This window comes from Acinetobacter sp. N1-1, assembly GCF_056711485.1.
The window spans coordinates 408,278-420,669 of record NZ_JBWXUO010000012.1; the positions used below are offsets into that span (position 1 = coordinate 408,278).

At 36.6% G+C, this 12,392-nt stretch carries 10 protein-coding genes; 4 read left to right on the forward strand and 6 right to left on the reverse strand.

All coding sequences use genetic code 11. The features are described 5' to 3' along the window. Positions 1-46 precede the first annotated feature (46 nt). The 3 genes from dapB to AC1MPL_RS02215 form a co-directional block, all read right to left on the reverse strand. The gene (dapB, locus tag AC1MPL_RS02205) at positions 47-868 is read right to left on the reverse strand and encodes a 4-hydroxy-tetrahydrodipicolinate reductase (protein WP_479763890.1); all 822 of its coding nucleotides are present in this window, start codon (positions 866-868) and stop codon (positions 47-49) included. 124 nt (positions 869-992) lie between these two features. After that, the gene (gene dnaJ / locus AC1MPL_RS02210; RefSeq protein ID WP_479763892.1) at positions 993-2,123 is read right to left on the reverse strand and encodes a molecular chaperone DnaJ; all 1,131 of its coding nucleotides are present in this window, start codon (positions 2,121-2,123) and stop codon (positions 993-995) included. Between the two features lie 105 nt (positions 2,124-2,228). Continuing rightward, entirely contained in the window at positions 2,229-2,606 is a 378-nt protein-coding gene (locus AC1MPL_RS02215) for a hypothetical protein (protein WP_479763894.1), read from the reverse strand. Positions 2,607-2,977: 371 nt separating this feature from the next. Between AC1MPL_RS02215 and ppc the strand changes: the two genes are divergently transcribed. Together ppc and AC1MPL_RS02225 are read left to right on the forward strand one after the other, a co-directional pair. Continuing rightward, entirely contained in the window at positions 2,978-5,665 is a 2,688-nt protein-coding gene (gene ppc, locus AC1MPL_RS02220; RefSeq protein WP_479763895.1) for a phosphoenolpyruvate carboxylase, read from the forward strand. A 231-nt stretch (positions 5,666-5,896) separates the two neighbouring features. After that, entirely contained in the window at positions 5,897-7,186 is a 1,290-nt protein-coding gene (locus AC1MPL_RS02225) for a solute carrier family 23 protein (protein ID WP_479763897.1), read from the forward strand. 45 nt (positions 7,187-7,231) lie between these two features. Here AC1MPL_RS02225 and AC1MPL_RS02230 read toward each other — a convergent pair whose 3' ends face one another. Then, the gene (locus tag AC1MPL_RS02230; RefSeq protein WP_479763899.1) at positions 7,232-8,287 is read right to left on the reverse strand and encodes a Rieske 2Fe-2S domain-containing protein; all 1,056 of its coding nucleotides are present in this window, start codon (positions 8,285-8,287) and stop codon (positions 7,232-7,234) included. Between the two features lie 669 nt (positions 8,288-8,956). Between AC1MPL_RS02230 and AC1MPL_RS02235 the strand changes: the two genes are divergently transcribed. Continuing rightward, a complete protein-coding gene (locus AC1MPL_RS02235; RefSeq protein WP_479763901.1) occupies positions 8,957-9,298 on the forward strand; it encodes a DMT family protein in 342 nt (113 codons plus the stop codon). A gap of 209 nt (positions 9,299-9,507) precedes the next feature. On the opposite strand, the gene murJ is transcribed toward AC1MPL_RS02235, so the two are convergent. Continuing rightward, positions 9,508-11,046 carry a murein biosynthesis integral membrane protein MurJ gene (gene murJ, locus AC1MPL_RS02240; protein WP_479763903.1) on the reverse strand — a complete coding sequence of 513 codons (1,539 nt, stop codon included), beginning with the start codon at positions 11,044-11,046 and terminating at the stop codon, positions 9,508-9,510. Between the two features lie 79 nt (positions 11,047-11,125). Further along, complete coding sequence (ampD, locus tag AC1MPL_RS02245) at positions 11,126-11,695, reverse strand: 1,6-anhydro-N-acetylmuramyl-L-alanine amidase AmpD (RefSeq protein WP_479763905.1); 570 nt, start codon at positions 11,693-11,695, stop codon at positions 11,126-11,128. Between the two features lie 175 nt (positions 11,696-11,870). Here ampD and AC1MPL_RS02250 point away from each other — a divergent pair, with 175 nt between their 5' ends. Then, positions 11,871-12,245: a diacylglycerol kinase gene (locus AC1MPL_RS02250; protein WP_479763907.1), complete on the forward strand. Its 375-nt coding sequence runs from the start codon at positions 11,871-11,873 to the stop codon at positions 12,243-12,245. Positions 12,246-12,392: the final 147 nt, after the last annotated feature.

The window sequence follows — 12,392 nt, forward strand, 5'->3', positions numbered from 1 at the left end:
TCTAATCTCGTTATAAAAAAGCCTGAACTAAGTTCAGGCTTTTCTTTCAATTCAAAGATTTTTTCAAATTGAGTACATCTTGCATATCATATTTTTGTGCGTCTTTACCAGAAACCCAAGCAGCAGCACGAACAGCTCCTGAAGCAAAATTCATACGATTAGTTGCTTTATGTGTTACTTCTACACGCTCGCCTTCACCAATGAACATAACTGTATGCTCACCTACAATATCACCACCACGAATCGTTTCAAAGCCAATTGTTTGACGGTCTCTTGGTCCTGTATACCCTTCACGACCATATACAGCAACTTCTTTTAAATTACGACCCAATGTATCAGCAACTGCTTCACCCATCATCAACGCTGTGCCAGATGGTGCATCTACTTTATGACGATGATGTGCTTCAATCACTTCAATATCAACTGTATCACCAAATACTTTGGCAGCGAGTTCAAGCAGTTTAATGGAAACATTCACACCCACTGAGTAGTTAGCAGCATATACAATAGGAATATGCTTTGCAGTTTCTTCAAGAAGTTGTTTTTGTTCTTCAGAAAAACCAGTTGTACCAATCACCATTGCAACACCAGCTTCACGACATAGCTTTAGATGCTGTTCAGTCGCTACTGGTGCAGTAAAGTCAATAATTACATCAACATCATTAAGTACAGACTCTAATCCACCAACAACTTTTACACCCAGTTTACCAATACCTGCAATCTCACCTGCATCAGCACCTACGAGTGAACTTTCAGGGCGTTCAACTGCAGCAGCTAGAGAATGACCTGCCTGTTGTACCGCCTGAATTAAAATACGGCCCATTCGACCGCCTGCACCTAAAATACCAATACGAGGTGAACTAGACATCTTCTTTTCCTAACAATTAACTCTTTTATATCATCTAATATAACAAACTAAAATGCTCTATTTCTCTTTAAACATAAAAAAACCTACCATTTAAAGGTAGGTTTTTTAAAAGCTATTCAAGAAATTAATCGAATGTTTCTTTCAATCGATCAAAGAAAGATTTTTTCTTTTCACTTGAATGATGATCTGTACCATCCATAGAAGCTTGAAGTTCTTTAAGTAAATCACGCTGATGACTTGTTAAATTAACAGGTGTTTCAACAACTATACGGCAAAGTAAGTCACCAACCATACTTCCACGTACTGGACGAACTCCTTTACCACGTAAACGGAAAACTTTTCCATTTTGTGTTCCTTCAGGGATCTTCAAACTTACACGGCTGTCGAGCGTTGGAATTTCGATTTCTTTACCAAGCGCTGCATCTGCAATGCTAATTGGTACATCCATATAAAGGTCTGCACCATCACGTTGAAATACTGCATGTTCACGTACAGCAACTTCTACATAAAGATCGCCTGCTTGACCATTACGAATCGCTTCACCTTTACCGGTTAAACGAACGCGATCGCCATTATCTACACCAGCAGGAATAGTAACTTCTAAAGACTGTTGACGGTCTTTTACACCTGAACCATGACATGTACCACATGGATTCTTAATAATTTCACCTTGTCCATGACATGTACTACATGTTTGCTGTACAGAGAAGAATCCCTGTTGCATACGTACCTGACCTGCGCCATGACATGTTGGGCAAGTTTGGACATCGTTTGGATTTTGAGAGCCTTTACCATCGCAAGTATCACAAGGTGCAGGGGCAGTAAATGTAATGGTTTTTTTAACGCCTGTAACTGCTTCTTCTAGCGAAAGCTCCATTACATAACGAAGATCGGAGCCTTTACGTTGACGCTGTTGACCACGGCCACCACCACCAAATGCACCACCGAAAATATCACCAAACTGGCTAAAAATGTCTTCAGCACTAAAACCGCCGCCGCCGAAGCCACCCGCGCCACCACCAAAGCCACCCTCAAATGCATTATGCCCCATACGGTCATACATACTACGCTTTTCGCCATCTGAAAGTACTTCATAAGCTTCGCTTGCTTCTTTGAACTTTTCTTCAGCTTCTTCGTTGTCAGGGTTACGGTCAGGGTGATATTTCATCGCCAACTTACGGTAGGCTTTTTTAATTTCATCATCACTTGCGGTTTTAGAAACGCCTAAAACCTCATAATAATCACGTTTAGCCATGATAGGCGATGCTCCTTACGGAATTTGAAAAAAATACGATAACTTGCCAATAGATTGGGCTGTTTTACTATTTTACAAGGGGAGAATTTTAGATTTTTTAATGTATTAAAAAACTGCTTTATTTTTAATATACTTAGCTAGTCCTTTAATAAAAGCATTGAGTAGCATCATCCATGCAATAAAGGCAAAAATAACACCCACAACCATGCACCCTTTTACCCATAAAAAGGTATCCCAATAGTAAAAATGTAATGGAATAAACCACAACACAGCAAATATTATTGTGGTAACAAATAACATAATACTACGCATAATCCAAAGCGCTTGTGTCTGCATCCATACTTCTACATCTTGTGCTTGTGCAACTTTTGCAGATAAAAAGTAGGCAATTACACCCGTAATGACAGTAAATAGAGCAAAAAACATAAAAAAATATGCCCAATTTATTGAACGTCGGTGCTTGAGAATATCGTCTTGCCCCATGTAGTCTAGACCTCTCTCATGACCTCTTATGATGCCATGGATCATTGCTTGAAATTATCTTTTAAAATTAGCCCACTACTATAATGGAGTTTTGTAAATTTAGCATCTCCAATACCCTAATACTTAGGCATAATTCACAAAAACACTAAACAAAATGTAAGTATTTATGTCATTTATTTAGATGTTTTCTAGCAATACTAACTATAAAAATAAGTTACTTAAATCTTTTCTATTTTTACGTCAGTGCTAGACCAATGGCTAAAGATTTTTCGATATTTATTTGCTATGGTTGAAAGAGATTATTGAGGATTAATAATTCAAAGCATCATTCTTTATTTTATAAGAAACATACTCCCTAGAAGGAATTTATTATGGCACAAGATATCGATGCTCCATTACGCGATGATGTTCGCCTTTTAGGTAATCTCCTTGGAGAAACCTTAAAAAGGCATGTTGGAGAAGATCTATTTAATCAGGTTGAACAAATTCGTGGGTTAGCAAAAGGCGCAAGTGATGGTCAAATCGAAGCTGAGAAAAAGTTAGAAGAATTATTTTTAAACTTAGAAGATGATGCTTTTCTCCCACTCACACGTGCCTTCACCCATTTCTTAAATTTCGCAAACATTGCAGAGCAATATCATGTTGTTCGTGGACGTAGAGAAGCAGAATTCGATACAGCAAGAACATCGCCAAATCCACTCATTCCATTGTTTGAAAAGTTACAGCAGCACAATATTGATCAAGAAACGCTATATCAGCAAATTTGTGATTTAAGTATTGAGCTTGTACTTACTGCTCATCCAACAGAAGTCAGCCGCCGTACACTTATTCAAAAATATGACAATATCAATCGTTGTTTAGAAACATTAGATCAGAAAAAATTAACACCTCATCAACGTACAAAAATTATTGAAGAACTTAAACATTTAATATGTTCGGCATGGCATACCGATGAGATTCGTCAACAACGCCCAACACCTGTAGACGAAGCTAAATGGGGTTTCACAGTTATTGAGCAAACATTATGGAAAGCAATTCCTCGCTTTTTACGTGAACTTAGTGAGCTGGTTGAAGAAAAATGTGGTAAGCCATTACCAATAGATGCAACTCCAATACGTTTCGCTTCTTGGATGGGAGGTGATCGTGATGGAAACCCAAATGTTACATATAAAGTGACACAACAAGTCCTTTGGTTCTCTCGTTGGCAAGCAACCGACTTATATTTACGTGATCTAGAAAGCTTACGCTGGGAACTATCTATTCAGGAGTGTACACCAGAATTACGTGAAGCATTAGGCAGTGACCATTCTGAACCATATCGAGAGTATTTAAGAGATACACGTGAACGGTTACGCTTAACACATGAATGGCTTGCAGATAAGTTACAAGGTAATCCAACCACAGATCACCCTCGCTTAATTCGTCATAAAAATGACCTATTAGAACCTTTAATGCTTTGTCATAAATCATTAATTGAATGTAATCTTGCAGAGATTGCAAATGGCAACCTACTCGACTTTATTCATCGTGTTCAATGTTTTGGTATTGAATTACTTAAACTTGATATTCGTCAGGAATCTACACGTCACCGCCAAGCAATTTCAGCCATTACCGAATATCTAGGTCTTGGGAACTTTGAAACGTGGACAGAACAAGCAAAACAAAACTTTTTACTCAACGAGTTACAAAGCAAACGCCCTCTACTTCCTAAGGTTATTCATGAGCCAAAAACGAGTTTAATTAACCATCCTGATGTACAAGAAGTGTTTGCAACTATGCGTACACTTGCAGAGCAACCACCTGAATCATTAGGTGCATACATTATTTCAATGGCAGAACATCCAAGTGATGTATTGGCTGTTCTACTCTTACAAAAAGAGTCAGGTATTCAAACACCTCTACGTGTTGTACCACTCTTTGAAACACTAAAAGATTTAGATGGTGCTTCAAAAGCAATGGATACACTCTTTAATATGCATTGGTATAAACAGCATATTCAGGGTAAACACGAAGTTATGATTGGTTACTCGGACTCTGCCAAAGATGCAGGATTTATGTCTGCAAATTGGGCTCAGTACCGTGCACAAGAAGAACTGACTGCGGTTGCTAAAAAACACAATGTACGCTTAACCCTATTTCATGGTCGTGGCGGTTCAATTAGTCGTGGCGGTGCACCAACACAACAAGCGCTTTACTCTCAACCTCCAGGTTCAATTTCAGGTGCAATTCGTGTAACTGAACAGGGAGAAATGATTCGCTTTAAGTTTGGTGTCGCAGACATCGCTTTGCAAAACTTAGAAATTTACACCGCAGCCACACTCGAAGCGACATTACTCCCACCACCTGTACCGAAAAAGGCATGGCGTACTCTCATGGATCAGATGACTGAAACATCTGTGCATGTATACCGTGATACTGTACGTGAAAACCCTCACTTTGTGAGTTATTTACGTACTGTTACGCCTGAGCTTGAATTACAGATGTTACCGCTAGGTTCTCGACCTGCAAAACGTAAAGTCAGTGGTGGCATTGAGTCATTACGTGCAATTCCATGGGTATTTGCTTGGACACAAATTCGTTTAATGCTACCTGCATGGTTAGGTACAGGTGCAGCATTAGATGAAATACTGAATGCAGATAAAAAATCACAACTAGATGAAATGCTACAAGAATGGCCGTACTTCAAAACGCTTATCGATATGCTAGAGATGGTGCTATCGAAGTCAGATGGTGATGTTGCTTGGTATTACGAAGCACATCTAACAAATGATCCAAACTTACATGCGTTAGGCAGCGAGTTACGTCAACGGCTACAGGATGCGATTGATACATTACTTCGTTTAAAAGGTGAATCTGAGCTATTAAGTCAGAATGAAGTACTTGACCAAGCAATGCGTGTGCGTAAAACATATCTACTTCCACTACATTTATTGCAAGCCGAATTAATGCGTCGTCGCCGTGCTTATGTTGCAGAACATCATGCGGAACATACACCTGTAGACCATTCACTCATGGTCAGTATCACAGGTATTGCTGCAGGTCTACGCAATACAGGTTAGATGTATTTAGGAACAATAATAGATATAGAGCGTAGTCATCTACTCTCTATATTTGTTATTCATCAACAGACAACCAATAAAAAAATTAAAAACAGTTAATATTTTATATTTTTCATTACTTTATTTTTAATTTATGCACCTATAGATTATGAAAAATATTATTTTTTTGCAGAAATTTAGTTCAACAACGCGTATCATAGTTTTAATTTTGTCTGCCTCTTTGGTGCTTTTATGTCATGGTTTCCTCAATGGCGCCCGTATCAGGGTGAAACCGAAAATCGTCCTGTTGCAACAAACGAATATCTTCCCGCATCTCATAGCATCATTTTAGGTTTACAACATACATTTGCGATGTTTGGTGCAACAGTACTTGCACCTATTCTTATGGGATTTAATCCAAATCTTGCAATTTTAATGTCGGGTATCTGCACTATCTTATTTTTTATACTTACAGGTGGTCGTGTACCGAGTTATCTAGGTTCAAGCTTTGCATTTATTTCAGTAGTTTCAGCAGCAACAGGGCACGCCATTGGCGCAGGTGCAAACCCAAGTTTAGGTGTTGCGCTTGGCGGTATTATGGCATGCGGTATCATTTATGCTCTCATCGGTCTGATTGTAATGGGGACAGGTACGCAGTGGATTGAGAAACTCATGCCACCTGTCGTTACAGGTGCAGTAGTCATGATTATTGGTCTAAACCTTGCACCTGTTACAGTAAAATCTATTGCAGGTAATCCATTTGATACATGGATGGCTCTTATTACCATTTTATGTATGGGTGGAGTTGCTGTTTTCACCAAAGGTTTATTACAACGTCTTTTATTACTGCTTGGACTAATCCTTTCTTACATTATTTATATTATTGCAACTAATGTTTTAGGATTAGGACAAGCAATCGACTTTGGGAAAATTGCCGCTCAACCATGGTTTGGTATTCCTTCATTTACACACCCAACATTCGATACAAATGCAATTTTAATTATTGCTCCTGTAGCACTTATCTTAGTCGCTGAAAATCTTGGGCATATTAAAGCAGTTGGTGCAATGACCAATGAGAATTTAACACCACAACTTGGAAAAGCATTTTTTGCAGATGGTATTGCCACCACTTTATCAGGTGGACTTGGAGCACCCGGCATGACAACCTATGGTGAGAACATTGGTGTTATGTCGGTTACACGTGTCTATTCTTCAATTATTTTTATGATTGCAGGTCTATTTGCAGTTTTACTAGGTCTATCTCCAAAATTTGGTGCTGTAATTAGTACCATTCCAACGGCACTACTTACGGGTGCATCTATTGTTGTATTTGGTTTAATTACCATTGCAGGTGCAAAAATTTGGATTCAAAATAAAGTTGATTTTGCACAAAACCACAACCTTATTATTGCTGCTGTAACTATTATTTTAGGTGCTGGCAACTTTGAGCTACACTTTGGTAGCTTTAATTTAGGTGGCATTGGTACAGCCACTTTTGCAGCAATCGCACTCAATTTATTATTTAGTCTAAAAAAAGTTTAAAAAATTAGGCAGAGTTCTTCTACTCTGCCCCCAATTTCTATTTTGCTATACAGTATAATGCTTACTTAATCCTAAATCTGCCAAAATACGGCGATACATCGTCGAAGAACGATCTGCTTCAAAATGCGCCTCCATTGTTAAATCTAAAGGTAGTTCCTCAGGTTTTTGTGACTCGACAAACTCCTGATCTTCAGAAAAAATTTGTGCATTAAAATCATAGACTGCTTGTAAATCTCCTGTAGTATCAAAATTACGCGTAAGTGGTACAAATAGGCGGGTTTTATTATGAGAAGTTGGGCAACAAGCATTGAGTATTTTTAATACACCATCATTTGGAAAATGTATTGTCAATATTGCTGAAAATGGTGGATATACATCAAACACACGTTTCCATAAGAAATCTTTCGGCGCTAAATGCTGTAGACCATGTGGATAATTGCTCACATTACTCACATATTCAGTATGTAGCCCATAACTTGTTTTTGTCGTTGAATATTTAGGAACAATTGGATTTTCACGTGTCGCAAATGCATTGTGGTGTACCCATGCAAAATGTGCAACATCGATAAACCCTTCAAGTTGGCGACCACTTGAACCCGAAATATCTACAAATGGCGGTAAAATATTTTGATGCTCCTCATATTCCCATGTATCTAATTCAGGAAGCAGTGCAGTTTCAGGATTTCTATTTTGTAAACTGGTCCAAACCAAACCATATTTTAAAATGACTGGAAACTTCATTAACGAAAACCGATCTGAAATTTTAATTAAATCAGGCTGTGCAGGAATTTGAATACACTTTCCTTCAGCGTTATAGCGTAGTCCATGATATGGGCAAATAATATCTTCACCTTCAACCCACCCCTTAGTCAAAGGAACACCACGATGTGGGCAAATATCACGCACTAAATGAATTTCTCCACTTTCTGTTTTATAAGCTGCAATTTTCACATCTAATAAAGTAACTTGTTTAGGTTGTATGGAAAGTTCTTCTATAGTCGCTACGGGATACCAATATTGCGATAAAATTTCCCAATCTCTTTCTTCAAATTGGCTATAACAAGGCTTATTTACTAAGTTTACGATTGGGATTGCATTCATCTTATACCTCGCCTTTCTTTCTACTGTTATAAGTTAATTTCCAAAATTGCACTTTTGAATATTAAGCTACGCAAGTAAACATATGATCTGATTATTTTTCATTTAACTGAATAATTTCTTGATGGATTTCACCAAATATGACTTCTATTAAACATGCACTACACATGCCAATTCCCTAGAAAATGGAGATATTTATGTTATTTTAGATAAAAAATTTTCACATCGGCTAGCTTCTATCAAGCTCTAAAATAATTTATGTTTGCAAATGTCGATACTTCAGAATATCTGCTCTATCACCCACAATCTATAAATCAAATATTTCGATATAAATAAAGAATCATAGTTACATCACGATATTTAGTCATATTTGGGTACATATAAGAAGAATCGTTCATTTTATCGTGATAGACGATTAATGAAACTTAAAATACTTAAAATTTTAAAGCTGCCGTTGCCTAGTTCAAAAATAATTAATTTCTATTTAATGTTCTGTAAGTTCGTATCGATGCGTATATTACTTGTCATGTTTCAAAGCATCATTTACATTGATATTGAGCTAACCTTTGCTCATAAGCATGTAGAAAATATTCTGCATATATCCTACTTAAATTTTAAACGATTGCATCAAAAGATAAATTATAATCAGTTATCTAAGACGAATGTTGAACAATGATGTATTACGGAATTCTGCTTCTTATTATTTCAAATTGCTTCATGACTCTCGCATGGTATGGCCATTTAAAATTTATGCACGATTCTCCTTTATGGAAGGCTGTTTTATTAAGTTGGTGTATTGCCCTGCTTGAATATAGTTTTATGATTCCTGCAACCCGACTCTTATCACAGACTCAATGGTCATTAGGTCAGGTCAAAATTACGCAAGAAGTTATTACACTTATTGTATTTACACCCTTTATGATTTTTTTATTTAAACAACCTTTTAAATTAGACTACCTATGGGCGATGGGATGCTTACTTGGCTGTATTTATTTCGTATTCAGAAGTCAGTAATAGCTATAGTAAGGGAAAATTAATTTATAATGCATACATTTTCAAGACTTTAAGTTTCAGTTTATACAATACAAAATGAGATAAACAATATTTTTTTATCTTATCAAAATAAATTAAATGACTTACTTCCATTGTTAATAAATTTTTATATCTACTATATTTAAAACTAGAAAGTAGCACCTTGGCTACTTTCTAGTTTTGGTCAAGGACTATGGTTTTAAATGTCGTGGTCTAAAACCAACAACTAATAATGTAAATGCATAGGCAACTGCACCAACAAAGCAAAGACCAAGTACCTCTGTAATACGCATCCACTGCGAGAGCTGTCCATTATAAAAGTGAATACCAACAGCCAAAGCAATTCCCATCACAATATTTGCAATTAGATATTGGACTGCTAGTTTCTTCCAATGCGCTCCAAATCTAAAAACATCTCGCTTATGTAAGAAATAATACAATAAACCTGCATTTACAAGTGCCGAAAATGATGAGGAGATTCCTAGAGCCATATGTGGTGCATGCCAATCGATATACTTAAATAACGTAATTAAAATAACATTCATTAATGCATTAGCAGCAACCGCCACAAGTCCAATGCGTACAGGAGTCTTCGTATCTTGTTGTGCATAAAACCCAGGTGCGAAGACTTTAATAAGCATAAATGCCAGTACACCACCACTCATACATTGCAAGGCTAATGCAGTCATTCTCGTATCTTTAAGCGTAAACTCTCCATGCTGAAAGAGTGCTTGGATAATTGGGGTCGACAACATAAATAATGCTAGACTTGCAGGTACACCGACTAAAATAATAACGCGTGCAGCCCAGTCAATCATACCTTTAAACTTTTCAGCATCTTGTTCAGCATGTTTGGTTGAAAGTGAAGGCAATATCACTGTACCAATTGCAACACCTATCAACCCTAGTGGGAGTTCCGTCATGCGTTCTGCACTATAAAGCCACGAAACAGAACCATCTTGCATAAACGACGCCCATATAGTGTTTAGTAATAAATTAATTTGCGTTACAGATACACCAAATAATGCAGGAAGCATCAAACGTAGAATCTTTTTTACACCCTCATGTTTAAAATCTACTCTTGGTGGAATTAGTAGTTTTTTATGCCATAACTCTGGAATTTGTATCGCAAGCTGAATAATACCCGCAGCAATGACAGCCCAACCCAATGACATAATTGGTGTTTGCATATAAGGTGTCAGCCACCAAGCACCCGCAATCATAATTGCATTGAGTAGAACAGGAGAGAAGGAAGGACTAAAAAAAGAACCGTAACTATTGAGAATACTGCTTGCAAATGCCGTCAATGACATAAACATTAAGTATGGAATCGTTAAACGAAACATCTGCACTGCATCGACAAATTTATCTGGATGCTCATGGAAGCCAGGAGCATATACATAAATAATTGCAGGTGCAGCAAGCATAGCAATCAGTGTTAATGATGACATTAACAGCAATAAACAACCGAAAACACGACTAATGAGTATTTGTACTTCAACATGTAGTTTTGTTTTATATTCAGTTAAAACAGGAATGAATGCTTGAGAAAATGCACCTTCTGCAAACAATCGCCTGAAAAAATTCGGTATCCTAAATGCAACGACAAAGACATCAAACTCTTTGCCTGCTCCAAATACATTTAACAAAACCATATCACGTACTAACCCTAAAATACGTGACAGCATCGTCATTGCACTTACGACAAATGTCGACCGCCAAAGCGCCATTTTTTATACCTAAATTTAGTTTAATGTGGCCATTTTAATTAAAATGGATGGATTTTTTTCATTAAAAGATCAATTATTATCATGAAGCTGCATTTAATAGCGCTCTAAAATGTAACCAATTAAAATATGGTCCAGGATCAGTTTTGCGCACAGGTGCAATATCAGAATGTCCTGCTATATGCTGTTGTATTTTTGGATATACCTGCTTTAAACACTGAACGACATCTACAAGTGATGTATATTGGGCTTCCTCAAAAGGCAAGTCATCGCTTCCCTCAAGCTCAATACCTATTGAATAGTCGTTACACTCAGGCAGGCCTAAATAAGTCGAACGCCCTGCATGCCATGCACGATCTTGGAAATTAACAAACTGTATTATCTCACCTGTACGTAAAATAAGTAAATGTGCAGAAACTTCCATCCCTTTTATTGTCTGAAAATATGGGTGTGCATCCCAATCTAATTTGTTCTGAAAAAACTGCTGAATGTATCCTTGCCCAAACTGGGAAGGAGGTAAACTCACATTATGAATAACAATAAGTTGAATTTCACTTTCTTCAGGACGTTGATTAAAATTTGGAGATGGTAGTTGACATACCCTTTGTAAAACACCATTTTCTATATAAAAAGGCTGTGTTTTTTCTTGCATTTATCGCCTCAATTCAATGCATCTTTCAAAAGAAAAGCAGAATACCACTTTCAGCGTATCACAACGGAAAAACTTACATTTAGATGTAATTTTTTATATCAAATTAAATTTAACTGTTACTTAATAATATACACGGTATGATACATTGTCTTGTTCATTGCTCAATTTACAGATTATGAGTCAATATTCTCCATTTAAAGGAAATCATGGACTGAAACGCATTATTAATGCTTTTCATTATTCAATTTCAGGCTTTAAGTCAGCTTTTCAAAATGAGGCTGCATTTCGTCAAATTATTTACTTAAACTTAATCCTTTTACCAATCAGTTTTGCGGTAGAAGCATCTAGATCTGAACACATATTACTGATAGTTGTTGGTCTTATTGCTATTATTGTCGAGTTATTTAATTCAGCAATTGAAGCCGTTGTAGATCGTATTTCACTTGAAAGACATCCACTTGCAAAAATTGCAAAAGATATGGGAAGTGCAGCTCAATTTGTCGCGCTAACTATTATTTTTATAACATGGCTTACTATTTTATTTTTTTAGATATATATGCCTAGTTAAACTACAAAAATATTTATAGTAACCCATTAAATATAAATTATTTTTATAATTTTTTAATACACTTTATCATTATAAATAAATGTAAATGACATAGAAAATGGCAAACTAATACCTGCCATTACCTCCCTT